Origin of the sequence: Rhizobium sp. WYJ-E13, assembly GCF_018987265.1 — a bacterium.
In the GTDB taxonomy this organism is placed as follows: Bacteria; Pseudomonadota; Alphaproteobacteria; order Rhizobiales; family Rhizobiaceae; genus Rhizobium.
Genome location: NZ_CP076853.1, coordinates 4275558 through 4298800, shown reverse-complemented (window position 1 = coordinate 4298800; position 23243 = coordinate 4275558). Strand labels below are relative to the sequence as shown.

Below are 23243 nucleotides of genomic sequence, written 5' to 3'. Positions count from 1 at the left end.
GCGTCATGCCGAATTTTCAAGCAAATGCTTTTCAAACAGACAGAATGTTCGCGGAAATTCATCCTTAAAACCATTCCAAACTAGAGTGTTTGACACCAGTTTGCTTTTGGGCGAAGAGACGAAAGCCGGATTCAGACGGAAATCCGTCACAGGAGAGGATTATGAAGCTCAACCGCACATTCCGAGCAGTTGCACTGGCGATTGCCCCCGCCGCCCTGCTCGCCCTTCCCGCGCATGCGGCAACCGACGCAGCCGCTGTCGTGAAACACTATGCCGAAATCGCTCATGCCAAGTACGAAGACTCGCTGACGACAGCCAAGGCGCTCGACGCGGCCATCGACGCGTTTCTGAAGACGCCCGATGATGAGACGCTGAAGGCTGCCAAGGACGCATGGATCAAGGCGCGTGTTCCCTACCAGCAGACCGAAGTCTACCGTTTCGGCAACCCTATTGTCGACGACTGGGAAGGCAAGGTCAACGCGTGGCCGCTCGATGAAGGCCTGATCGATTACGTGGATCCCTCCTACGGCACGGAAAGCGACGAGAACTCTCTCTATGTCGCCAATGTCATCGCCAACAAGACGATCAAGATCGACGGCAAGGATGTCGATGCTTCCAAGCTGACGCCGGAATTCCTCTCCGGCACTCTGGCCGAGGCCGGCGGTATCGAAGCCAATGTCGCGACCGGCTACCATGCCATCGAATTCCTGCTCTGGGGCCAGGATCTGCATGGCACGGGTCCGGGCGCGGGTGAACGTCCTGCTACCGACTACGACCTGAAGAATTGCACGCATGGCAATTGCGACCGCCGCGCCGAATATCTGAAGTCCGCCTCCACGCTGCTCGTTTCCGATCTGCAGGAAATGACCGACAATTGGGCGCCGGATGGCGAAGCCGCAAAGCATGTCGAAGCCGATCCGAAGGCTGGCCTCGTCGCCATCCTGACGGGCATGGGTTCGCTCTCCTACGGCGAGCTCGCCGGCGAACGCATGAAGCTCGGCCTGTTGCTGCACGATCCGGAAGAAGAGCACGATTGCTTCTCCGACAACACCTACAACTCGCACCTGAACGATGCGATCGGCATCGCCGCCGCCTATACGGGCGAATATACGCGTGTCGACGGCACCAAGATGACCGGCCCGTCGCTGCACGATCTCGTTGCCGCCAAGGATAAGGCTCTCGACGCCGAGATGACCGGCAAGCTCAACAAAACGCTGGATGCCATGCACGCCATGGCCAAGCGCGGCGAGACGGTCGAGAAGTACGACCAGATGATCGGTGAGGGCAACAAGGAAGGCAACGCTGTTGTCCAGGCTGCGATCGACGGTCTCATCGACCAGACGAAGTCGGTCCAGCGCGTTATTGCCGCACTTGACCTCGGCACCGTCGAGCTTGAAGGTTCCGACAGCCTGGATAATCCTAACGCTGTCTTCAAATAAGCAAAAAGGCGGGCCGCTTTGAAACCGGAGCGGCCCGGACCCTTGAAATGTCGCATAAACCGGCCCGCCGTCTCCTTGTCAGCGCAGCTTTCTGCGCCTCGCTTGCCGGGCTTCCCGTTGCGATCGCGAGCGCCTTCGATCTTCCGACCAGACGGACCGATATTTCCGATGCCGATTTGAAGCGCGTCGCCGATATTGTCAGGCCGGCGCATGATTTCAGCAAGGCAGAGCCCTACGAGGCCATGCAGGCAGGTGCGGCAACATCCATCGATCCGGTTAACGAAGACAGCTTCTCGCATATCTCTGCCAATATCCCTTTCGAGGAAGAACAGAATTTCCGGCTTGGCAATGCGCTCTTCCGCAAGCTCTGGGTTTCCGCGCCATCCTCTACGCAAGCCTCCGATGGGCTCGGCCCGCTCTTCAACGCCCGTTCCTGCATGAGCTGCCACGCCAATGACGGTCGCGGCAAACCGCCGGAGGGTGGTCCAAGCGCTACCTCGATGGTCCTGCGTATTGCCCGTGCAGCGAAGACCGCGGAGGAAGAAAAAGCAATCGCCGACGCCGATGTCATCAATTTCCCCGATCCTGTTTACGGCCACCAACTTCAGGATCTTGCGGTTCCAGGGCTTGCCGCCGAAGGCAAGGTCGCTGTCACCTATATCGAGGAGACCGTCACGCTTGCCGGCGGGGAGACGGTCAGCCTGCGTAAACCCGCTTATTCCGCCAAGAATCTCGCCTACGGGTCGCTCGACCCGGCAACGACGATCTCAGCGCGTGTCGCCCCGGCGATGATCGGCCTCGGGCTGATCGAGGCAATTCCCGCAGCGGATATTCTCGCGCATGCCGATCCCGATGATCTCGATCACGACGGCATATCCGGCAAGGCCGCCATCGTACGCGACCATCGCACCGGCGAGATCACGCTCGGTCGTTTCGGCTGGAAGGCGCAGAACGCCAATGTGCGCGACCAGAGCGCCGATGCCTTCTCCAACGATATCGGCATTTCGACACCGGATGCACCTGATGCACATGGCGACTGCACCGCCGCTGAGACAAAGTGCCTCGCCATGCCTGATGGCGTGCAGAAACGGCTTGGTAACGAGGAGGCGCCCGGGCCGGTGCTCGATCTCGTCACCTTCTATTCGGAGAACCTTGCCGTACCGGCGCGCCGCAAGGCAAGCTTCGCCGATACGTTGCGCGGCAAGCAGCTTTTCTACGACTCGGGCTGCATTTCCTGCCATGTTCCGAAGTTTGTCACCCGACGCGATACGGCCGAGAAGGCGCAATCCTTCCAGCTCATCTGGCCCTATTCCGATTTCCTGCTCCACGACATGGGCGACGATCTGGCCGACGGACAGCAAGTGGGACTTGCAAGCGGACGTGAATGGCGCACGCCACCGCTATGGGGTATAGGACTGACCCGGACTGTCAGCGGACACAGCTTCTTCCTGCACGACGGCCGCGCCAGAAATCTCACCGAAGCAATTCTCTGGCATGGCGGCGAAGCTGAAAAAGCCCGCAACGCATTCTCCTCGCTGTCAAAAGACGATAGAGAGGCCCTGATTACATTCCTGGAGTCACTCTGATGCGTCCCTGGCACACCCTCCTTTGCCTCGCCTTGACCGGCCTTGCCACATCGGCTGCCGCCCAGAGCGCCGCGCCGTCCGCGTCAGGGCTCAATGAGGATGCCGTGCCATCGGTCATGCAGCGTGCCGTCGATGAGGTCATTCGTCCCGGCTACCGCAACATGCAGCAATCGGCCGCACGCCTGACGACCGCCATGAACGACCTTTGCGCTTCCGGTACGCAGCAGACGCTCGATCGCGCCAAGTCCGCCTTCGACGATACGATCCGCTACTGGTCGACGATCGAGATCGTGCAGACCGGCCCTGTCATCCAGAACAATCTCTTCGAGCACATCCTCTTCTATCCCGACCGCAAGGGTGTCGGCCTCAAGCAGGTTCAGGCGCTGATCGCCAAGGCCGATCCGAAGGACGCGACCGTCGATGCCATCGCCGGCAAGAGTGTGGCCTTGCAGGGCCTGACCGCGCTGGAATATGTGCTCTACGGCAATGGTTCCGACGACCTGATCAACCAGAAGGGCGGCTTCCGCTGCCTCTACGGCCAGGCGGTCGCCGGCAATATCCAGCGCGAGGCTGGCGAAGTCGTCGCGGCCTGGGAGAAGCCTGACGGTGTGCAGGCGAGCTGGAAGCATCCCGGACCGCAGAGCGACGATTTCATGGATAACAAGGAGGCCGTCACCGCCCTTCTCGGTATCCTCGTCCATGGTGCTGAAAATGTCCGCGACCAGCGGCTGGAGCAGTTCTACAAGGGCAAGGATACGCCTGCCCGCCCGCGCATGGCGATCTACTGGCGTTCGAAGAATACCTGGAAGTCCATGGCCGCCAATCTCGAGGGCATCCGGACGCTCTGGCAGAAAGCCGGCATGGCCGAGTTGCTTCCGCCAGAGAAGAAACAGGTTGCCGATGCGATCGACACCAAGCTCAAGACGATCATCGACAGCGTCTCCAAGCTGAACCCGGATATCGAAGTCGCCGTCAGCGATGCGGAAAAGGCCAAGCTCGATACACTGCTTTCCGAAAGCCGCGACCTCATCACCACGATCAGCGACCAGTATGGCGCCGCGATCGGCCTTTCGGCGGGCTTCTCCTTTTCGGACGGAGACTGAGCCGATGTGGCGCAGCGCCGCCATCGACCGACGCGGCTTCATCAAGGCCGCCGGCATCGGCTTCCTGGCCGCGCTGAAACCGCAGGAGCTGTTAGCGCTCGACCGCGCCGATGCCGTCTATGCCTCCGGCATCCGGGCCGCCAACGGCTCCTTCGCTGTGGCAACGGTTACTGAGCGCGGCGAGATCGTCGATCAGGTGGTGCTTCCCGCCCGTGCCCACGGCATGGCCCATAGCAGTACAACTGGGCGCATAGTCGCCTTCGCCCGCCGGCCCGGCACTTTCGCCATGATCTTCGATCCCTGGAATAAGGGCGAACCCATCGTCATCACCTCGCCGGAAGGCCGGCATTTTTACGGCCACGGTGCCTTTTCGCCGGATGGGCGGCTGCTCTATGCCAGCGAGAACGACTTCGACAACAACAGGGGCATGATTGGCCTCTACGATGCGACGAACCGTTTCGTCCGCATCGGCGAATATGAAACCTATGGCGTCGGACCGCACGACATGACGGTTTCCGATGACGGCCGCATGTTGATCGTTGCCAATGGCGGCATCGAGACCCATCCGGACTTCGGCCGTACCAAGCTCAATCTCGGCAATATGCAGCCGTCGCTGGCGCTCATCGATGCGGCGACAGGCGCACTGATCGAAAAACATGCCCTGCCGTCGCAATGGTCGTCGGTCTCGACGCGGCATGTCGATATCGATGCCAGCGGCCGCATCTGGTTTGCCTGCCAGTACGAGGGGCACCGCAAGGATCTGCCGCCGCTCGTCGGCCATTTCGCCAAGGGCGAGGATCTTGTTTTCATCGATCTGCCCGAGGAGACGACACGGCGGCTTGCCAACTATGTCGGTGCGATCGCGGTCAACCGGAAGGACGGGCTCGTCGGCGTCACCTCGCCGATCGCCGGTGCGTCCGTCACCATCGATGCGAAAACGGGCAAGGTGCTGCGCGAGGAGAGCATTCCCGATGCCGCCGGCATTGCACCTGCTCCCAGTGGCTTTGCCGTTTCATCCTATGACGGCGACTTCCTTTCGACCCATAGCGACGTGGCATGGGACCAGCATATCGTGCGCATCGCTCAACAAGCTTCGCTGCGGTAAGCCTTCCACTCCCTTTCAGTGGCTTCCGCGGCTGCCCGTGCCGCCTCGTAGAGCCAGTCCTCGCCGCGCCAACGCAGGTCATTGCGAATTGCCGCAGCACTTGCCGCGTCATCTGAATGACAGTTGGCGATCTCGAAGCCCATCAATTCCAACATTGAACCGTTCAACAGGGTCTTCGCATCGGTCTTGATTTCGATCTTGCGGCTGTTCGGCGAAAGCCTGCGAACGAGAATGCGACCGGTCACCATGAAATGGGGATCGGGGCTGCGCATCCGCCCGGCGGCGATGACCCCGGTTCTGATGACGTGATCCCCAGACCTTCCCAGCGACCAGGCGGAGGGCACAAGCGCCTTGGCTTCACGCAGCACGGGTCCGCCGCGCCACTCCTTCACATAGGCGACGAAACGCGGCCGCCCGAGACTTCCCGTCCCCTTCGTCACCGGCACCGGCGTGACACTTCCCGAACCTTTCGGCAGAGCATTTTTCAAGGCCTCGACAAAACGGCCGGGTGCCGGCTTTTTGCCGGGCTTACGCTTGTCGCATTTTTTCCAGAAATCTTTCCGCTCATCTTCCGAAAGCAAAAGCTTGTCGCGGAGCCAAGGATGATCGCGCTCCAGGATGATCGGAGCCGGGTGATCGAGGCCGCGCACATAGCCGGCGAGGAGGAGCTCAGCGATTGCCCTGCCGGAAATCCCGTCGTCCGGCTGAGCCAGAACTGCGCTCGCCACCAGCCGCACGAGATCCAGCCCGTAGGGCATGATCGCCGCGTCATCGAAATCATTGGCGCCCCAGACGAGCCGCCCCTCAATATCCCGCCAGGTGCCGAAATTCTCCAGATGCGTGTCGCCGATCGACAGCACTTGCGGCATGTCGGCGAGCTCCGGCCTGACGTCGTAGATGATTTCCGCCCAACGCCAGTAGGTGGCGCGCAAGAAGACGAAGGCGTCCTCGCACATCTTCCGGTGTTTTTCGTCGATATCGTCCCGCACGAACTCGCCCTGCAGCTCGTTTGCCAGCCACGCCTCGTAATCGCTCACAGATTGAGGAAACGTTTTCATTAACTCGCCCTCAGGTTTAATTGATCATAATCCTATTGAGCGTCATTCAGAAGAGATCCCGTGGCAAAATAAGCAAAAGCGATTCTCAACCGCAAGAGATTGTGCGGACAAACATCCGACAGGCCACGTGATCGAAAAGCCGTAGCTTGAGACAAAAACATCGTGAGCTGGATTGCAATCTTGTCGAATCCGCCCGGCCATGCCACTTTCGCGGCGGTGAGAGGGACTGCGATGAACGACACCGACAGGGGCGATTTCCGGGAACGGATCCGCCAGAATTTTTCCCGCCAGGCGGCCATGCATACGATCGGCGCGGAGCTGACGCGCGTCGAGCACGGCATGGTGGAAATCGAACTTCCCTTCGACGTCAAACTGACACAGCAGCACGGCATTTTGCACGCGGGTATCATTTCCGCGGCGCTCGATTCGGCCTGCGGTTTTGCTGCCTACAGCGTTATCGATGCCGATGCCTCGATCCTCACGATCGAGTTCAAGGTCAACCTCATGTCGCCGGGGCGCGGCGAGCGTTTCCTCTTCAGAGGCGAGATCACCAAGCCCGGCTCCAACATCATCGTCGCCGATGGGCGAGGTTATGCGATCAGCGACGGGCCGGCCAAGCTCATCGCGTCGATGACCGGGACGATGATGGTCATTCGCGGAAGAGAGGGAATTACGGGATGAAATTCGAACTGAAGTCGGTCGCAGGCAAGTCCATCCTGTTCGTCATGGCCGCGGAGGCCGAATATGGCCCCTTCCTGCGCTCGCGCATCGAGCCGCTGATGACCGGCGTCGGCCCTGTCGAGGCTGCAATCGCGATCTCCAAGTCGCTCTCCCGTCTCGATGCGTCCGACGATCTGCCCGATCTCGTCGTCTCGCTCGGCTCTGCCGGTTCGGCGCGCCTGCAGCAGACCGAAGTCTATCAGGTCACCGCCGTCTCCTATCGTGACATGGACGCCTCACCGCTCGGCTTCGAAAAGGGCAAGACGCCTTTTCTCGACCTGCCGGCCGATCTCGAACTGCCACTGCGCATTCCCGGTATTCCCGAGGCCACCCTTTCCACCGGCGGCAACGTCGTCTCGGGTTCCGCCTACGCCAATATCGCAGCCGACATGGTCGACATGGAGACCTATGCCGTGCTGCGCGCCTGCCAGGGCTATAAACTGCCACTGATCGGCCTTCGCGGCATTTCCGACGGCGCGGTGGAGCTGCAGCACATTTCCGGCTGGACCGAATATCTGCATATCGTCGACCGCAAGCTTTCCTACGCCGTCGACAGCCTGTTTACCGCTCTGGAGGATGGCGTTTTCTGGTTCTAACTCCGCAAAACAGGGACAATCGGGACAATAAAAGCCTGCTGCGGCCGATTTCCCGCATTGCAAGAAGAGGCGCTTTTCATTAAAGGCTCGCCATGACCCAGACAGCACATCCCGATAGTGTTCTCATCGTCGATTTCGGCAGCCAGGTGACCCAGCTCATCGCACGACGCGTGCGCGAAACCGGTGTCTATTGCGAGATCGTTCCCTTCCAGTCCGCTGAAGAGGGCTTCAGGCGCCTTCAGCCGAAAGCCGTGATCCTGTCCGGCAGCCCGGCCTCGACGGTCGATGAAGGCTCGCCCCGGGCACCGCAGATCATCTTCGACAGCGGCCTCCCGGTCTTCGGCATCTGCTATGGCCAGCAGACGATGTGCATGCAGCTCGGCGGCATGGTGGAAAGCGGTCATCACCGCGAATTCGGCCGTGCCTTCCTCGAGGTCGATGAGGACTGCGCCTTGTTCGAAGGCCTCTGGTCCAAGGGTTCGCGCCATCAGGTGTGGATGAGCCACGGCGACCGCGTGACGAAACTGCCCGAGGGCTTCGAGGTTGTCGCAACCTCGTCCAACGCGCCTTACGCCTTCATCGCCGACGAGAAACGCAAATATTACGGCGTGCAGTTCCATCCGGAGGTCGTGCATACGCCCGATGGCGCCAAGCTGATCGCGAATTTCATCCATAACATCGCCGGCATCCAGGGCGACTGGACCATGTCCGCCTACCGCCAGAAGGCCGTCGAGGACATCCGCAAGCAAGTCGGCGACAAGCGCGTCATCTGCGCGCTATCAGGCGGCGTGGATTCCTCGGTTGCAGCCTTACTCATTCACGAAGCCGTCGGCGACCAGCTGACCTGCATCCTCGTCGACCACGGCCTTATGCGCAAGGACGAGGCCGCAGGCGTCGTCGCCATGTTCCGCGAGCACTACAATCTGCACCTGATCCATGTCGACGCCGCCGACCGCTTCATCGGCGAACTGGAAGGCGTTTCCGACCCGGAAACCAAGCGCAAGATCATCGGCCGCCTCTTCATCGAGACGTTCGAGGACGAAGCCAGGAAGCTCGGCGGCGCCGATTTCCTCGGCCAGGGCACGCTCTATCCTGATGTGATCGAGTCCGTTTCCTTCACCGGCGGCCCGTCGGTCACCATCAAGTCGCACCACAATGTCGGCGGCCTGCCGGAGCGCATGAAGATGCAGCTCGTCGAGCCGCTGCGCGAACTCTTCAAGGATGAAGTACGCACGCTCGGCAAGGAACTCGGCCTGCCGGACAGCTTTATCGGCCGCCATCCCTTCCCGGGTCCAGGCCTTGCCATCCGCTGCCCAGGCGGCATCACCCGCGAGAAGCTCGAGATCCTGCGTGAGGCCGATGCGATTTATCTCGACGAGATCCGCAAGGCCGGTCTCTATGACGCGATCTGGCAGGCTTTCGCCGTGCTGCTGCCGGTCCAGACCGTCGGCGTCATGGGCGACGGCCGCACCTACGAATTCGTCTGCGCGCTCCGCGCCGTGACCTCCGTCGACGGCATGACGGCGGATTTCTACCATTACGACATGGAATTCCTCGGCCGCGCCGCCACCCGCATCATCAACGAAGTCCGCGGTATCAACCGCGTGGTCTACGATGTGACGAGCAAACCGCCGGGCACGATCGAGTGGGAGTGAGGGGGGGCGCGCTATCATTTCGATGAATTTGGCGTTCTCCATTTTGATATAGGTTGATTTCTATCGAGAGATCAGTGAGCCAATTCGAAAAATCCTCGATCACGAAGTAAAGACGCCGTAAATCCAGGCACTCTGTAGCAATTCGAATGGAGCCATCCAGTTCGGTCCAATATCGGAAGGTTATCGAACGCGGGTCGATAGAAGCCAGTTCAACTGCGCGCGCGAGCATATGCTCCAGCATTTGGCATCGCTAATCAAAATTGCTGGTGGCGTTTCGAAACGCTTCAACAAGCAATGCAAAAGTTCAATTTTCTCTTCATCACTTGCAGACATCATCACACACCAAAGGTCGCTGACTATTTTTATCGTAGACGCGTTGCCACAAAATACAGCCACGCCAGGCTGCTGAGTGATTTTAACGCCCTAAAGTTCGGTAAGCACCGCGGCTCGCTGCCACTGGTCGGCTAAGAATTGCACCCCAAAAAAAATCAACCTCGGAAAGCAAGGTAAAACAGCGCCACGCAAGGTTGCTGTTTGACCTTTTCATCTCATCACTGCGAAAGCCGCTGTTCCTTAAAGCCCGAGACGGGCCTCTCCCAGGGATGACCGCCGCCAACTCATCAACCCGAGGTAAATCGATGCCAATCATTACATTTGCGAATACGAAAGGGGGCGCTGGCAAGACGACGGTCGCTCTCGTTCTTGCCACAGAACTGGCTCGCCGTGGCCATCGCGTTTCCGTTCTGGATGCCGATCCGCAGCAATGGGCCAGCCGCTGGCGCCGTCTGTCCGGTGAAGCAGCCGAATTCGCCGTGATCTCCAATGTCGCGGAAGATACGATCGAACAGCAGATCAAGGACCTCAAGAAGCGCGGCGGTTATATCATCGTCGACCTGCCGGCCGGCATGAGCCCATTGATGGCGAAGGCCATCGGCTTTTCCGATCATGTCATGGTTCCGGTGCAGGGCTGCGCCATGGATGCCGTCGGCGGCGCGCAGGTGCTGGAAATCATGAAGCAGCTTGCTTCCCAGCACGATATCCGCATCCCGCATTCGGTCGTCCTGACCCGCATCAGCTCGATCATCACCACGCGTGCGCTCCTGGCCGTCAAGGGACTGCTGGCGCAGCAGCAGGTGAACGTCATCGATACGGCACTGATCGAACGCGCCGCCTACCGCGACATGTTCGTCTCCGGCGGCAGCCTCTATACGATGGATCCTGCCCGCGTCAGCAACCTCGACAAGGCGCAGGGCAATGCTCGTCTTTTGGCAGAGGACATTCTTCGTCTCGTGCCGCCAAAGGCCGCGCGCGCCAAGTCTTCGAAGAAGGCAACTGACGTCGTCAAGAACGCTGCCTAAGACGTGCATTCCCCGTTAATTCGATGCCTGCAAACGGCTGCCTTTCGGTAGCCGTTTCGGTTTCGAGCATAACTTTCTGCGATAAATGTTCTTGTTTTGTTCTTTACAAAGAGAACAACTTCGGTAAGCTTCTCCTTGTGCAACAAGGAGGCGGGCGATGCAGTCCGTAGTTCAAATGCCTCATTTTCCACTCGATCCGAATGGCTCGGATCCCCGGAAGAAATCCAATCCCGTCGGGGAACGTCACCACAGGCTGTTCTTCATGCTTCGCCCGACCACCGAAGCGGCTTCCGAAGCGCTGGAGATCGCTCAGGCCTATCGCAACGCCCATTCACTGACCGAGCCTTCGCGGCCCCGCGAGTTGCTTCATGTCACGCTGAATGGCATCGGCGCCTACCGCAGGCTGCCGCAGGATATCGTGTTCGGCGCAGAACAGGTTGCTGCGACAGTGCGCGCCCGGCCGTTCGATCTCGTGCTCGATGAGGTCATAAGCTTCAGCCATCCAGGCGAGCCGCAGGCCTTCGTCATCTGCAGCCGGCAGGAAAACGAGGCACTGCTGGATCTTCGTCGCCAAATCCAGGAGGGCTTATACGAGGCTGGATTGCCCTATAACCTCGGTGGCCATCTGACGCCGCACATGACGCTGCTCTACGATCGCAAGACCGTTCTGCCTGAAAAGCTGAACCGGCCGGTGCAGTGGAATATTCGCGAATTCCTGCTGATCCACAGCATCTATGGAAAGAGCGAGCACAACGTCGTCGGCCGTTGGCCGCTGCTCGGCTGAGTCGCGCTTGCGCCTTGGAGGGGGATTCGCATAAGACTCCCCACCCAATACGAAATGCGGAGCAAGACAGTGGACGTTTCAGAGATCATCATCCCCGGAGATACTCCCGGCATCGAATGGCGGTTGCCAGTCATGCGTTTCAAGGGAAATGATCCTGCCGCGCCCAAGGTCTATATCCAGGCCGCACTGCATGCGAACGAACTGCCGGGAACGGCGCTGGCGCATTTCCTCTGCGGCAAGTTGCGGGAGGCCGAAAGCGAAGGGCGGATCACCGGTGATATCACGCTCGTGCCTCAGGCAAACCCGATCGGAGCGGCACAATCGCATTTCGGCGAACTGCAAGGCCGGTTCGATCTCGGTTCGAGGACCAATTTCAACCGCGACTTTCCGCTGATCTCCGTCCGTGACCAGCCAGAACTCATTGACGAGCTTGATAAATATCCGGCTGCCGATCGGCTGAAGCGGGAGCTGATCCATATGGCGCTCGACGCCGATCTTGTGATCGACCTGCATTGCGACGATGAATCGCTGCAATATGCCTATATCGACGAAGCTTTCTGGCCAGAGGCGGCGGATCTTGCGAACGCGCTCGATATGGAAGCGGTGCTGCTTTCGGATGGTGAGAGCTCAGCCTTCGAAGAAGCGGTTAGCTTCGCCTGGAAATATGAGGTGCCGGGCGAGCGCAAGGCGAGGCTTCCGGGCAAGCTTTCCGTGACGGCGGAACTGCGCGGCCGGCGCGATGTCTATCCTGGCATGGCCTACAAAGACGCCGAAGGTCTTCTGCAGTTCCTAATCGGGCGCGGTGTCGTCAGCGGCAAAGCGGCCGGAGATGCTTCCTTTTCCGGGCCGGCCGTGCCGCTCGACAATGTCGAGATTGTACGCGCGCCGCAGGGCGGCACCGTGCTGTTTCACCGCAATATCGGCGAGCGCGTTTCGGAAGGAGAGCTTCTGGCCACGATCGTCACCCGCCCGGGCTTTGCCGAAGGCGATATCGATATCCGCGCGCCACAGGACGGGCTGCTGCTCACCCGCACGTCCGATCGGCTCGTACGCCGGCGTGGCGACCTGATGAAGATCGCGGCCGACCAACCGAGCAAGGCAACGCGAAAGGCCGGTACGCTGGAAGACTGACCGGCGTTCTTTTCCACATGCGCATGTAAGGCGCCGCGCAACTGTCACACAGGCTTCAAGAAAATCCGCCAAGCCGTGGCAGACATGTTGCGAAGGAGCTTTCATGCCGCATTACGACATTGCGATCATCGGCGCGGGTATTGTCGGGCTGGCGCATGCGTTGGCGGCGGCAAAGCGCGGCAAACGGGTCGTCGTTATCGACCGCGACGCACAGGCAAATGGCGCCTCGGTGCGCAATTTCGGCTTTGTGACGGTGACCGGCCAGCAGGCCGGCGACTGCTGGGACAAGGCACGCCGGGCCCGTGATATCTGGGCCGAGATTGTCGACGATGCCGGCATCGACGTTCTGCAACGCGGGCTTTTGCTCGCGGCAAGGCTCGACGAATCCGAAGCCGTGATCGACGCCTTACTGCGCACAGAGATGGGCGAAGGCTGCGAAAGGCTGACGCTCGACGAGGCGCGGCGGCTTGTGCCGGCGCTGCGGCAGGAAGCAGGCCGCTTCACGCTCTACAGTCCGCATGAACTGCGCGTCGAATCCCGCACGGCCATTCCGCTGCTCGCCCGCTATCTCGAAGTCAAATATGGCATCAAGTTCCGCCGCTCCACAGCGGTGAACGCAGTGGAACCGCCGCGGATCGAGACTTCAACCGGGCAGATCGAGGCGGAGACTGCGGTCGTCTGCCCCGGTGACGATTTCAAGAGCCTGTTTGCTGACCGGATTGCTGCTTACAGCGTCACGCGCTGCAAGCTGCAGATGATGCGTATCGTGCCGGCTCAGCGGGTTTCGCTGAGCACTGCCGTCATGTCCGATCTCGGGCTTGGGCGTTATCTCGGCTATGCCGAATTGCCTGAAGCGACGGCCCTGAAGGCACGGCTCGACAGGGAATTCAAGCCGGAACGGGAAAACGGCATCCACCTGATCGTCACGCAATCGGAGGACGGCTCGCTGATCGTCGGCGACAGTCATCATTACTCCGAAACGCCCGATCCTTTCGGTCTGGAGCGGGTCGATCGGCTGACCCTCGACGAGATGGACGCCGTGCTCAATCTGCCGGGACGCTTCATCACCGAGCGCTGGATCGGCACCTATGCCTCCGCCCCGGACCGCTGGCGCTTCACGGACAAGCCTTCTGACGCATTGCGCATCGTCGTCGTCACGGCGGGCTGCGGTGCTTCGACCGCCTTCGCCATCGGCGAGGAAACCATCGAGGATCTTTACGGGAGCGCAGCATGACGCAATTCAAGGCAGTGATCTTCGACTGGGCCGGCACGATGATCGATTTCGGCTCCTTCGCACCGATGGGCGCCTTTGTGGAAACCTTTGGCAAATTCGGCGTCGAGGTGACGATCACCGATGCCCGCAAGCCGATGGGGCTTCCGAAGCGGGCGCATATTGCCGCGATGCTGGCCGAGCCGCATATCGCTGCCCGCTGGCAGGCGGCGCAAGGCGCGCTTCCGAACGAAGCGGCGATCGATAAGGTCTACGAGCTCTTCGTGCCGCTGAACGAAGCTGTCGTGGTCGATTACTGCACGCTGGTGCCGGGCGCGATCAAGACGATCGAATACCTGCGCGAGCGGCAGATGAAGATCGGCTCGACGACAGGTTATACGCGCTCGATCATGGAATGGGTGTTGCCGCTCGCCGCCGAGCAGGGTTACGCGCCCGACAACCTCATCTGCGCCGACGATCTGCCGCTCGGCCGACCGACGCCGATCGGCATGTACAAGTGTTTCCTCGACCTGATGGTCTATCCAGCCTCCGCCGTTCTGAAGGTCGACGATACCGCGCCCGGCATTGCCGAGGGTGCCGCCGCAGGCTGCGTGACCGTTGGCCTGACGCTTTCCGGCAACGAGGCCGGCCTGACACCTGAAGAGGCGGATGCGCTTTCGCCGGAGGTGCGGGCCGAGCTGCACAGGCGGATCGGCGAGAAGCTTATTGCTGCTGGCGCCGATTATGTCATCGAGACGGTGGCCGACCTGCCAGCGCTCATCGACGAGCTTGAGGGATAAGGACAGACGACGTTTGCAGCGCTCGCCGGGCGTGATATCTCCCCTAGGAAACAGGGAGATCCATCGGCATGGCCGTTACCATCTACGGTATCAAGAACTGCGACACGATGAAGAAGGCCCGGAGCTGGCTGGACGGTCATGACGTCGCCTATGATTTTCACGACTACAAGGCCGTCGGCATCGACCGGGCGCATCTGGAACGCTGGATCGACGAGGCGGGCTGGGAAACGGTGCTGAACCGGGCCGGTACGACCTTCCGAAAGTTGCCGGATGCGGCGCGCGAAGATCTCGATCGCGAAAAGGCGATCGCCCTGATGCTCGACCAGCCGTCGATGATCAAGCGGCCGGTGCTGGAAACCGGCGGCAAGCTGCTGGTCGGCTTCAAGCCGGAGAACTACGCGCAGACGTTCAAGGGCTGAGCCATGTCCAAGACCACCCGCGCGACCCAGGTTCTCACACAGGCCGGCGTCGCCTTTACGGTTCATACCTATGACTATGATCCGAATGCCGAGCGCGTCGGGCTGCAGGCCGCCGAAGCGCTGGGTGAGGAGCCGCATCGCGTGCTGAAGACGCTGATGGCGGAAGTCGATGGAAAGCCGGTCTGCGTGGTCGTGCCGTCCGATCGCGAGGTCAGCATGAAGAAGCTCGCCAGCGCCTTTCGCGGCAAATCCGCCAATATGATGAAACCTGCCGATGCGGAGCGGCTGACGGGATACCATGTCGGCGGCATCAGCCCGTTCGGGCAGAAGAAGATCGTGCCGACAGCACTCGAGGAGACGGCGCTTGCGGAGCCGCTGGTCTACATCAACGGCGGACAGCGCGGGCTGCAGGTGCGGCTGGACCCCAAGGACGCACTGAAAGCATTGAAAGCGACTGCCGCAGCCCTGATCGCCTGAGACGAGATGAATTGGCCCGAGCGCTTCATTTTCGCCGTAAAGGGGTCTAAGTCTTTCACCTCACGTCGCAGATATCAAAAGGCAGGTTGATCCCATGACGTTCATGCCCCAGAGCCACAGCTCCGTCGATCCCATCAAACTCGAGAAGCTCGCGGAAGTCGCCATCAAGGTCGGCCTGCAGCTTCAGCATGGGCAGGATCTCGTCATCACCGCCCCTGTCGTGGCACTGCCGCTGGTGCGGCTGATCACCAAACATGCCTATCTCGCGGGCGCTGGCTTGGTTTCGACCTTTTATTCCGACGAGGAGACGACGCTGGCGCGCTATCAGTATGGCAGCGACGAGAGCTTCGACCGGGCTTCCGGCTGGCTCTATGACGGCATGGCGAAGGCCTATGAGAAGGGCTCGGCGCGCCTTGCAATTGCAGGCGACAATCCGATGCTGCTGTCGGAGCAGGACCCGAGCAAGGTCGGCCGCGCCAACCGCGCCAATTCCACGGCCTACAAGCCGGCGCTGGAGAAGATCTCCAACTTCGACATCAACTGGAACATAGTCTCTTACCCGAACCCCTCGTGGGCAAAGGTGGTCTTCCCCGACGATCCGGAAGCGATCGCCGTCGCCAAGCTCGCCAAGGCGATCTTCGCGGCGTCCCGCGTCGATCTCGACGACCCGATCGCGGCCTGGGCCGAGCACAATGCCAATCTCGCCAAGCGTTCGTCCTGGCTGAACGGCGAGCGTTTTGCCTCGCTGCATTTCACCGGACCGGGCACGGACCTCACCGTCGGCCTTGCTGATGAACATGAATGGCATGGCGGCGCCTCGACGGCAAAGAACGGCGTTACCTGCAATCCGAACATCCCGACCGAAGAAGTCTTCACCACGCCGCATGCGCTACGCGTGGAAGGCCATGTGTCGAGCACCAAGCCGCTCTCGCATCAGGGCACGCTGATCGACAATATCCGGGTTCGCTTCGAGGGCGGCCGCATCGTCGAGGCCAAGGCCTCGCGCGGCGAGGAGGTGCTGAACAAGGTGCTGGATACGGATGAAGGTGCACGCCGGCTCGGCGAAGTGGCGCTGGTGCCGCATTCCTCGCCTATCTCGGCAAGCGGCATCCTCTTCTACAATACCTTGTTCGATGAGAATGCCTCCTGCCATATCGCGCTCGGCCAATGCTATTCGAAATGCTTCCTCGACGGCGCTTCGCTGAGCCAGGAACAGATCAAGGCGCAGGGCGGCAATTCCAGCCTGATCCATATCGACTGGATGATCGGCTCCGACAAGGTCGATATCGACGGCATCAGGCCTGACGGATCGCGCGTGCCGGTGATGCGCCAGGGGGAATGGGCGTAACAACGCCCGCCTTCGGCATCAGGCTGCGCTGGCTGAGCCAGACGCTGACCAGAACCATGACAAAACCCGAGAGCTGGGTTGGCGTCAGGTTCTGGCCGAGCGCCAGCCAGCCGAGCAGCGTTGCGACAACAGGGCTGAGGAAACCGAGCGATGCCGCGGCCGAAGGCTCGATGCGCGTGAGACCGCGGAACCACAGCAGATAGGTGAAGGCGGCACCAATGAGGCCAAGATAGGCGATGCCGAGGATATTGGCGGCCGTCGGCACGGGAAACGCGGGCTCCAGCAACAATGCGATGGGCACGAGCACAATGCCGCCTGCGGTCAATTGCCATGAGGTAAACGTCAGGCTGGAGACGGGCGGCTGCCAATGGCGGGTCAGCACCGTGCCGAAAGCCATGGAGACGGCGCCGGCGAGACCTGCGGCAACACCGTCAGGATCGAGAGCCGCTTTTGGGCTCAGCACCAGAAATGCCACCCCACTCATGCCGATCAAGCCGGCAACGACTGCCAGGAAGCGGATCGGCTTGCCCAGGAAGAGGCGCGACAGTGCAATGACGATCAACGGCTGTACGGCGCCGACGGTAGCGGCCACGCCGCCCGGCAGCCGGTAGGCTGAAACGAAGAGCATCGCCCAGAAGAATGAGAAATTCAGAGCGCCAAGAATGAAGGCGCGGCCCCACCAGATGCCTGTGGGCAGTTTCCAGACAATCAGCAACAGAAGTAGGCCGGCCGGCAACGCGCGCAGCATGGCCACCGTCAGCGGATAGCCCTGCGGCAGGAAGGACGTCGTGACGAAATAGGTGCTGCCCCATATGGCAGGCGCGATCGCGGTCATCAGCACATCTGCGGCATAGCGAGAACTTGCCTTCATCTCAAGAATCTCTACTTCAAGATAAAATCAAAATAGCATCTTTTATCTTGACGTCAAGAGATCTGCTGATATCGATGCGACATGGGCGAAACGAAAGAAGATCACGTCGACAGGATCCTGGCGCAATGGCGGCGCGAGCGGCCGGAGCTGGATGTCGAACCCATGGGCATCTTCGGCCGGCTGAAGCGGCTGACGACGCATATAGGCCGCGAGGTGGAGGCAGTGCTTCTCAAGCACGGGTTATCGTCCTCCGCCTTCGACGTGCTGGCGACGCTTCGCCGTTCGGGCGCGCCCTACCGGCTGTCGCCTGGAGAATTGCTCGGCATGACCATGGTGAGCTCCGGCACGATGACGAACCGGATCGATCAGCTGGAAAAAGCTGGTTTCGTGGAGCGCCTCTTCAATCCCGAGGACCGACGCAGCGTGCTGATCGCGCTCACAGAGAAGGGGTTGGCGACAGTGGAAAAGGCGGTCGGTGCTCATGTCGCCAATCAGCAGCGGCTGACACGCAATCTGACGACCGAGGACAAGGCGGAGCTTGATCGGCTACTGAAGAAATTCCTGTCGGATTTCGAATAGTCAGACGGCGGCGAGCGCCTTCCGGATACGCTCCAGATGCGCCTTGCGCCTGGCCTCCGTCGCGCGGTCCATATCGTGGAGGCTCATCATGCGGAAAACGAGCTTCCTGGAGCAGAAATTGGCGATGCCGCGCTTGAGCAGGCGACGGACAGGGTTGCCCATATAGAAATGCACCAGCCACCAGGGCGAACCCGTCGTCGTCAGCGCATAGAGGAACCTGATATTGATAAGCTGCGGCACGATGCGGCCGCCAGCGACATCGTGGGTGAAGGCCACACCTGGCGCAAAGACGCGATCGAAGAAGCCCTTCAGGATGGCGGGGAAATTGAACCACCACTGCGGAAAGACGAGGACGAGCCCATCGGCCGCCTTCAGTCGATCAACGATACCGGCAACGGCAGAGGTGTCGTAAGGCACGTCGAAGTAACCGCCTCGTTCGGTATTCGACAGGCGCGGATCGAAATTCTCGGCATAGAGATCAAGCAGGTCGACGACATGGCCAGAGGCTTCCAATGCTTCGCGGGCTGTCAGCGCCACCGAAGCAGTAAAGCTTTTCTGCAACGGATGGGCAAACACCAGCAGGACCCGCATCGTTAGAACAGGCTTCCCTGCTTCGGCGGCTCGCCGGCCTTGGCAGTACGCCTCTTCGACCCTGCCGGCGGCGTGCCGCCTTCCGTCGTCATGGCGCCGACGCGGCCATCGGCGAACTCGATGGCTATACCCATGCCGGCGGAGAGAGCAGCGGCCTGCGAGACCGGCCTGTTTTCCTCGTCGCGGATGACGGCGTAACCGCGTTTCAGTACGTTCTTGTAGGAAAGTGATTGCAGTACACGGTCCTGTGCGGAGAGCTCGGCGCGCGCACGGGTCAGTTGATGGCGGATCGCGGTATCGGCATGGCGCGAAAGATTGCCCAGCCGCTCGCGGCTGCGGTCGGTCTGGGTGTTCAGCCGAGCGGGCAGCGAGGCGAGGATGGCCTCGGCGCGCTCGATGCGGGCCTTCGACCGGTCGACCAGCCGCTCGACGGTGCGTTCTGCGCGGACCATGCGCTCGTTCAGAAGCTGGCGACGCTCGGTGATGCGGTTGGACAGCACGTCCGGGCGCAGATGCGAGGCGACACGCTCGAAACCGCGGCGCTTATTGATGGTGTTGAGTTCCAGCCCGCGGCCAAGGCCAGTGGCCGCCTCATCAAAGCGGCGGCGGGGCAGTGCCAGCAGCTGGTCGAGCGACGGCAGGGCGCGCATCAAAGCGCGGACGGACTGGCGACGCTGATCCATCTGGCGGTTCATGCAGCCTTGCAGGCGGGCGGTGAGACCTGCGGTCTGCGCTTCGAGTTCAGCTTTGACGGGCACGGCCATTTCGGCGGCACCCGTCGGCGTTGGCGCGCGGACATCGGCGGCGTAGTCGATCAGCGTCCAGTCCGTCTCGTGGCCGACGGCAGAGATCAAGGGAATCCGGCTATCGGCCGCGGCACGCACGACGATTTCGTCGTTGAAGCTCCAAAGATCTTCGAGGCTGCCGCCGCCGCGGGCGACGATCAGCACATCCGGACGCGGAATCTCACCGCCAGGTTCCAGAACGTTGAAGCCATTGATGGCGTTTGCCACCTCCTCGCCTGAGCCTTCCCCTTGCACCTTTACGGGCCAGACGACGACATGCACGGGAAACCGATCCGAGATACGGTGCAGGATATCGCGAATGACGGCGCCGGTCGGCGAGGTGACGACGCCGATCACCCTGGGCATGAACGGCAGGCGTTTCTTGCGCGCGGGATCGAAAAGGCCCTCGGCACCGAGGCGCCGCTTGCGCTCCTCGATCAGGGCCATCAGCGCGCCGGCGCCGGCAGGCTCCAGGGTCTCGATGACGATCTGGTATTTGGAAGAGCCCGGGAAGGTCGTGACCTTGCCGGTCGCGATGACTTCCATACCCTCTTCCGGACGGAACTTCAGGCGGGAAAAGGTGCCCTTCCAGATGACCGCATCGATGCGAGCCCGATCGTCCTTCAGCGAGAAATAGGCATGGCCGGACGAATGGGGGCCACGGTAGCCCGAAATCTCGCCACGCACACGCACCTGATCGAAGGCTGTCTCGACGGTCCGCTTGATGGAACCGGAGAGCTCCGAGACCGAATATTCCGCGAGATTGGTAGGCGAATCGCCGTCAAAGACATTGCTCATCTCCTCTTTCTATTTTGATCGACCTCAAACTGAAAGGTCGGAGCCGGAGAAGGGCGAATTTTTAATCAAAAAACGGCGGAAAACCCAAGAAATAGGGATATCGCTGCTTCAAAAAAAATCTTAGTATCATTCACGTTCGTAGGGAGTGGCGAACACCGACCCGAAAAATAGCATGCTGGTGACAGTGAAAATTCTCCGCCTATGGAAGGCGCGAGAGCGATCGCTTCTTTCATCGTTGCTATTGCTCACCCGTTATAGGTATCGGCTCGCCCTCTTTCCGAACAACCAGTCGATCGGGCGTCGACCGAATTGCCAGCGTGATGCTGCTTCGTTCAAACGCAGTTGTTGCCCCTGGAGGGTTCCGTTTACGTAAATGAGAAAGTAACGGAACTTTTCAGTCTGTAACAGAGTTGACTTGCATCGAAACAGGTACCCGGCGCAAGCCGGAGGAAATGCCGTCAGGTGAACGCATCCGTAACCATGGCTGCAATTGCAGCTTTCATTAAGGGTAGCCAATAAACTTTTGTTAGCGGAGGGCTCCTAGGCTCCTCGCAAACGACCTGAAGAAGAGGTGACGACATGATCATCCTGACAGCAACCACACTGGGCCTCACCGCTGGCCTGATGCGCTCGGCCAGCGTCATTGCACTGGTCGCCATGCTGATTGGCGCAACCTTTGCACTCGCAGCTATCGCCTCCGGCGGTGCGGTGTCATTCCTGGCGCTTCTCTACACAATCATCGGTTATAATGCCGGCCTGTTGCTTTATCTCGGCGGTCTCTTCACGACCGATCGTCTGCGGGGCGTACTCGCCCATTCCTGAAAGATAGGGCGTCAGTCCAGCGTCGTCCGGTAACGGAAGAACTGGACACCGCTGTCGGCCGCTTTCGGCAGCGGATCGAGGTAGGGCGGAATATTTCCCTTGCCGAGCTGCGCATATAGCCCGTCGGGCTTCAATCTGGCGATCTCACTGGTCTGCGGATCATCCGGGCAGAACGCAAGTACCGTGACGCCTGTTCCCCTCAGAAATGCTTCCGCCTCCTGTGGCTCGGCCAGACCGATATGCATCTCGGTCAGCATGCCCCCCTGGTTGCGATGATAGGGCGCTGACAGGACACGATTGGCGGTGTAGCGCAAGATCGGCACACCCATTTCCGACGGCGCCGAGATCAGGCCAGCCGGCAGATCGACAAGCGGAGCGAGCGCCTGTTTCGATGAACAGGGGAGGCTATCCGTGTCCACGGTATTCTTCGTCTTGTTGACCTGCATTTCGACGAGTGCGCCGCCGACGGCCCATACCGCCGGTACACTTGCCAGAACCGTCACGATATAGACGAGGGCAGCCGCGGCATTCTCGCTATCGCCGTTCGACATGCGGCGCACGTCGATGATCAGCAAGGCAAGCGGCAGGATGGACAGCAGGTTTGCGAAGACGGCTCCCCGGACCTGGACCAGGGCGACGGCCCAGCTGACGCTCAAGAGCGCCAGAAGGACGAGATGGACCTGCACGCGATCGCCCTGCACGGAGCGGAAAATGCAGACGGTGATCGCGAACAGGCCAGGCGCATAGAATGCGCCAATGGAAAAAGGATCTGTCCGACTGAGCGCGAGAATGGATTGCGCTTCCGAGACGTTTCGAAGCCAGAGCTCGACCAGCATAGGATCGAGATCGGCAAGTGGATTGCGCAAGCATTGCGGGGCAATGACCATTGCCGAACCGAAAATAATAGCGGCGACGGCTGCAAGCACGGCAACGCGCAGACCACGGCGGAGACGGCTGGAAAAGGCTGCGGAAACCAGCAGCAAGCCGCCACCGATGGCCGCCAGGCTGTAGAAGCCGAGCGAAAGATTGTCGCAAGTCACCACGGAATATTGGTGTGGCGGTATTGTCGCGAAGAAGAAGATGCTGATCGTGACTGCGAGGCTGAGGCCGAAAGCCTTGGTAGCGGCAGCGAACGGCTCGCCCCCCCAGACCCAGAGCAGCGCCACTACCAGGCAATAGATGGCAACGAAGGGCGTGGTTTCCGCGCCGATCGCGATCGCCAATGCAGCCACAGCACCTGCGGCCACATAGTTCCAAGCCCGCTGCTTTTCATCAAGGAGCATCGCCGTCATGGTCGCGACAAGTGCGAGCTGGACATTATGATGATCGATGGCGCCGGGCGCAAAGCGATTGCCGGTATAGATTGCCATGCCAGCAAGGCAGAAAGACAGGTGCATGCCGGCAAGCCCCCCGACACGTTGGCCGGCAAGGCCCATGGCAAGCATGGCTGGAAAAACGAGCGACAGGGGCCAGACCACGAGTGCAGCGGCTTCCGCGGCATCGTGTCCGAGGAAAAGGCCGAAAAGGCGGATCAGGATAGCGATCGGCAAGTCGATCAGCCGCGACCAGTGCATGAGCGTGCCTTCGCCGAGGCCGAGCCTGTACTGCATCAGGTCGAACCAGCCCTGCCCGTTCAGGAAATCTCTGATCTCCACGAGGCGCATGCCGTCGTCGTTATCGGGGCCGACATAGTCGACCGGACCGCCGGCATATTTCATGACGGTGATAATGCCGATCAGGATAATCGTGTAGATGAGGGCGGATGGCAGGAGACGAGTGAGCAGCTGCCGGATCCTGCCGATGAATCCAATGCCAGCGGATGCGGATTGCGCCTTGGCGATCGGCTGCACTGCGTTCATCATCATAGCCGGGTCGTTGTGTGATGGGCAAACCTTAGCCCTGGCTTGTCAAGAAAGTGTAAACCACAGGAAATGGCGCTTTCATTTCCTCATAGGGGCTTGTTAACACCGCATGCAGTAAATTCGCCTCGGTTTCTTTGTAACGAGTA

Annotated in this window: 22 protein-coding genes; 17 read left to right on the top strand and 5 right to left on the bottom strand. The window is 60.6% G+C overall.

Annotated features, from left to right (window positions below; all coding sequences use genetic code 11):
• Positions 1-161 precede the first annotated feature (161 nt).
• The 4 genes from KQ933_RS21270 to KQ933_RS21255 are packed head-to-tail and all read left to right on the top strand — an operon-like array spanning position 162 to position 5233.
• Positions 162-1439 carry an imelysin family protein gene (locus KQ933_RS21270; protein ID WP_216756763.1) on the top strand — a complete coding sequence of 426 codons (1278 nt, stop codon included), beginning with the start codon at positions 162-164 and terminating at the stop codon, positions 1437-1439.
• 47 nt (positions 1440-1486) lie between these two features.
• On the top strand, positions 1487-3025 hold the full coding sequence (locus tag KQ933_RS21265) for a di-heme oxidoredictase family protein (RefSeq protein WP_216756762.1): 1539 nt from the start codon (positions 1487-1489) through the stop codon (positions 3023-3025).
• Positions 3025-4128 carry an imelysin family protein gene (locus tag KQ933_RS21260; protein WP_216756761.1) on the top strand — a complete coding sequence of 368 codons (1104 nt, stop codon included), beginning with the start codon at positions 3025-3027 and terminating at the stop codon, positions 4126-4128. The genes KQ933_RS21265 and KQ933_RS21260 overlap by 1 nt, the downstream gene beginning before the upstream one ends.
• A gap of 4 nt (positions 4129-4132) precedes the next feature.
• A complete protein-coding gene (locus tag KQ933_RS21255) occupies positions 4133-5233 on the top strand; it encodes a DUF1513 domain-containing protein (protein ID WP_216756760.1) in 1101 nt (366 codons plus the stop codon).
• On the opposite strand, the gene KQ933_RS21250 is transcribed toward KQ933_RS21255, so the two are convergent.
• Positions 5212-6291 (bottom strand): DUF2252 family protein, encoded by a 1080-nt coding sequence (locus KQ933_RS21250; protein ID WP_216756759.1) that lies wholly within the window; start codon positions 6289-6291, stop codon positions 5212-5214. The two genes, KQ933_RS21255 and KQ933_RS21250, sit on opposite strands and share 22 nt — an antisense overlap.
• A gap of 231 nt (positions 6292-6522) precedes the next feature.
• Between KQ933_RS21250 and KQ933_RS21245 the strand changes: the two genes are divergently transcribed.
• The 11 genes from KQ933_RS21245 to KQ933_RS21195 all read left to right on the top strand — a co-directional run bounded on the left by KQ933_RS21245 (position 6523) and on the right by KQ933_RS21195 (position 16789).
• On the top strand, positions 6523-6972 hold the full coding sequence (locus KQ933_RS21245) for a PaaI family thioesterase (RefSeq protein ID WP_183802656.1): 450 nt from the start codon (positions 6523-6525) through the stop codon (positions 6970-6972).
• Positions 6969-7607: a 5'-methylthioadenosine/S-adenosylhomocysteine nucleosidase gene (locus tag KQ933_RS21240; protein WP_216756758.1), complete on the top strand. Its 639-nt coding sequence runs from the start codon at positions 6969-6971 to the stop codon at positions 7605-7607. The genes KQ933_RS21245 and KQ933_RS21240 overlap by 4 nt, the downstream gene beginning before the upstream one ends.
• Before the next feature lie 92 nt (positions 7608-7699).
• Entirely contained in the window at positions 7700-9262 is a 1563-nt protein-coding gene (guaA, locus tag KQ933_RS21235) for a glutamine-hydrolyzing GMP synthase (protein ID WP_216756757.1), read from the top strand.
• Positions 9263-9900: 638 nt separating this feature from the next.
• Positions 9901-10620 carry a ParA family protein gene (locus tag KQ933_RS21230; protein WP_216756756.1) on the top strand — a complete coding sequence of 240 codons (720 nt, stop codon included), beginning with the start codon at positions 9901-9903 and terminating at the stop codon, positions 10618-10620.
• A 157-nt stretch (positions 10621-10777) separates the two neighbouring features.
• Positions 10778-11404, top strand: a complete 627-nt coding sequence (locus KQ933_RS21225) for a 2'-5' RNA ligase family protein (RefSeq protein ID WP_216756755.1) — start codon at positions 10778-10780, stop codon at positions 11402-11404.
• Between the two features lie 69 nt (positions 11405-11473).
• A complete protein-coding gene (locus KQ933_RS21220; RefSeq protein WP_216756754.1) occupies positions 11474-12535 on the top strand; it encodes a succinylglutamate desuccinylase/aspartoacylase family protein in 1062 nt (353 codons plus the stop codon).
• Between the two features lie 103 nt (positions 12536-12638).
• Positions 12639-13769: a TIGR03364 family FAD-dependent oxidoreductase gene (locus KQ933_RS21215; RefSeq protein WP_216756753.1), complete on the top strand. Its 1131-nt coding sequence runs from the start codon at positions 12639-12641 to the stop codon at positions 13767-13769.
• Positions 13766-14545 (top strand): phosphonoacetaldehyde hydrolase, encoded by a 780-nt coding sequence (phnX, locus tag KQ933_RS21210; protein WP_216756751.1) that lies wholly within the window; start codon positions 13766-13768, stop codon positions 14543-14545. The genes KQ933_RS21215 and phnX overlap by 4 nt, the downstream gene beginning before the upstream one ends.
• Positions 14546-14613: 68 nt before the next feature.
• Entirely contained in the window at positions 14614-14964 is a 351-nt protein-coding gene (locus KQ933_RS21205; protein ID WP_216756749.1) for an ArsC family reductase, read from the top strand.
• 3 nt (positions 14965-14967) lie between these two features.
• On the top strand, positions 14968-15441 hold the full coding sequence (gene ybaK, locus KQ933_RS21200; RefSeq protein WP_216756747.1) for a Cys-tRNA(Pro) deacylase: 474 nt from the start codon (positions 14968-14970) through the stop codon (positions 15439-15441).
• Between the two features lie 94 nt (positions 15442-15535).
• Positions 15536-16789, top strand: a complete 1254-nt coding sequence (locus KQ933_RS21195; RefSeq protein ID WP_216756745.1) for an aminopeptidase — start codon at positions 15536-15538, stop codon at positions 16787-16789.
• On the opposite strand, the gene KQ933_RS21190 is transcribed toward KQ933_RS21195, so the two are convergent.
• The gene (locus tag KQ933_RS21190; RefSeq protein ID WP_216756743.1) at positions 16737-17660 is read right to left on the bottom strand and encodes an EamA family transporter; all 924 of its coding nucleotides are present in this window, start codon (positions 17658-17660) and stop codon (positions 16737-16739) included. The two genes, KQ933_RS21195 and KQ933_RS21190, sit on opposite strands and share 53 nt — an antisense overlap.
• Before the next feature lie 81 nt (positions 17661-17741).
• On the opposite strand from KQ933_RS21190, the gene KQ933_RS21185 reads away from it, so the two are divergent.
• Entirely contained in the window at positions 17742-18239 is a 498-nt protein-coding gene (locus KQ933_RS21185) for a MarR family winged helix-turn-helix transcriptional regulator (RefSeq protein ID WP_216756741.1), read from the top strand.
• On the opposite strand, the gene KQ933_RS21180 is transcribed toward KQ933_RS21185, so the two are convergent.
• Together KQ933_RS21180 and xseA are read right to left on the bottom strand one after the other, a co-directional pair.
• A complete protein-coding gene (locus KQ933_RS21180; protein ID WP_216756739.1) occupies positions 18240-18830 on the bottom strand; it encodes an NAD(P)H-dependent oxidoreductase in 591 nt (196 codons plus the stop codon).
• 2 nt (positions 18831-18832) lie between these two features.
• A complete protein-coding gene (gene xseA, locus KQ933_RS21175) occupies positions 18833-20413 on the bottom strand; it encodes an exodeoxyribonuclease VII large subunit (RefSeq protein WP_216756737.1) in 1581 nt (526 codons plus the stop codon).
• A gap of 579 nt (positions 20414-20992) precedes the next feature.
• Between xseA and KQ933_RS21170 the strand changes: the two genes are divergently transcribed.
• Positions 20993-21235, top strand: coding sequence for a hypothetical protein (locus KQ933_RS21170; protein WP_216756735.1), 243 nt, complete (start codon positions 20993-20995; stop codon positions 21233-21235).
• Positions 21236-21246: 11 nt separating this feature from the next.
• Here KQ933_RS21170 and KQ933_RS21165 read toward each other — a convergent pair whose 3' ends face one another.
• Positions 21247-23094, bottom strand: a complete 1848-nt coding sequence (locus KQ933_RS21165) for a hypothetical protein (RefSeq protein ID WP_216758966.1) — start codon at positions 23092-23094, stop codon at positions 21247-21249.
• Positions 23095-23243 lie beyond the last annotated feature (149 nt).

Bases quoted from the DNA above. Each gene is read 5' to 3' on its own strand.
- KQ933_RS21270 (WP_216756763.1), top strand. From the start codon at position 162: ATGAAGCTCAACCGCACATTCCGAGCAGTTGCACTGGCGATTGCCCCC.
- KQ933_RS21265 (WP_216756762.1), top strand. From the start codon at position 1,487: ATGTCGCATAAACCGGCCCGCCGTCTCCTTGTCAGCGCAGCTTTCTGC.
- KQ933_RS21260 (WP_216756761.1), top strand. From the start codon at position 3,025: ATGCGTCCCTGGCACACCCTCCTTTGCCTCGCCTTGACCGGCCTTGCC.
- KQ933_RS21255 (WP_216756760.1), top strand. From the start codon at position 4,133: ATGTGGCGCAGCGCCGCCATCGACCGACGCGGCTTCATCAAGGCCGCC.
- KQ933_RS21250 (WP_216756759.1), bottom strand. From the start codon at position 6,291: ATGAAAACGTTTCCTCAATCTGTGAGCGATTACGAGGCGTGGCTGGCA.
- KQ933_RS21245 (WP_183802656.1), top strand. From the start codon at position 6,523: ATGAACGACACCGACAGGGGCGATTTCCGGGAACGGATCCGCCAGAAT.
- KQ933_RS21240 (WP_216756758.1), top strand. From the start codon at position 6,969: ATGAAATTCGAACTGAAGTCGGTCGCAGGCAAGTCCATCCTGTTCGTC.
- guaA (WP_216756757.1), top strand. From the start codon at position 7,700: ATGACCCAGACAGCACATCCCGATAGTGTTCTCATCGTCGATTTCGGC.
- KQ933_RS21230 (WP_216756756.1), top strand. From the start codon at position 9,901: ATGCCAATCATTACATTTGCGAATACGAAAGGGGGCGCTGGCAAGACG.
- KQ933_RS21225 (WP_216756755.1), top strand. From the start codon at position 10,778: ATGCAGTCCGTAGTTCAAATGCCTCATTTTCCACTCGATCCGAATGGC.
- KQ933_RS21215 (WP_216756753.1), top strand. From the start codon at position 12,639: ATGCCGCATTACGACATTGCGATCATCGGCGCGGGTATTGTCGGGCTG.
- phnX (WP_216756751.1), top strand. From the start codon at position 13,766: ATGACGCAATTCAAGGCAGTGATCTTCGACTGGGCCGGCACGATGATC.
- KQ933_RS21205 (WP_216756749.1), top strand. From the start codon at position 14,614: ATGGCCGTTACCATCTACGGTATCAAGAACTGCGACACGATGAAGAAG.
- ybaK (WP_216756747.1), top strand. From the start codon at position 14,968: ATGTCCAAGACCACCCGCGCGACCCAGGTTCTCACACAGGCCGGCGTC.
- KQ933_RS21195 (WP_216756745.1), top strand. From the start codon at position 15,536: ATGACGTTCATGCCCCAGAGCCACAGCTCCGTCGATCCCATCAAACTC.
- KQ933_RS21190 (WP_216756743.1), bottom strand. From the start codon at position 17,660: ATGAAGGCAAGTTCTCGCTATGCCGCAGATGTGCTGATGACCGCGATC.
- KQ933_RS21185 (WP_216756741.1), top strand. From the start codon at position 17,742: ATGGGCGAAACGAAAGAAGATCACGTCGACAGGATCCTGGCGCAATGG.
- KQ933_RS21180 (WP_216756739.1), bottom strand. From the start codon at position 18,830: ATGCGGGTCCTGCTGGTGTTTGCCCATCCGTTGCAGAAAAGCTTTACT.
- xseA (WP_216756737.1), bottom strand. From the start codon at position 20,413: ATGAGCAATGTCTTTGACGGCGATTCGCCTACCAATCTCGCGGAATAT.
- KQ933_RS21170 (WP_216756735.1), top strand. From the start codon at position 20,993: ATGATCATCCTGACAGCAACCACACTGGGCCTCACCGCTGGCCTGATG.
- KQ933_RS21165 (WP_216758966.1), bottom strand. From the start codon at position 23,094: ATGAACGCAGTGCAGCCGATCGCCAAGGCGCAATCCGCATCCGCTGGC.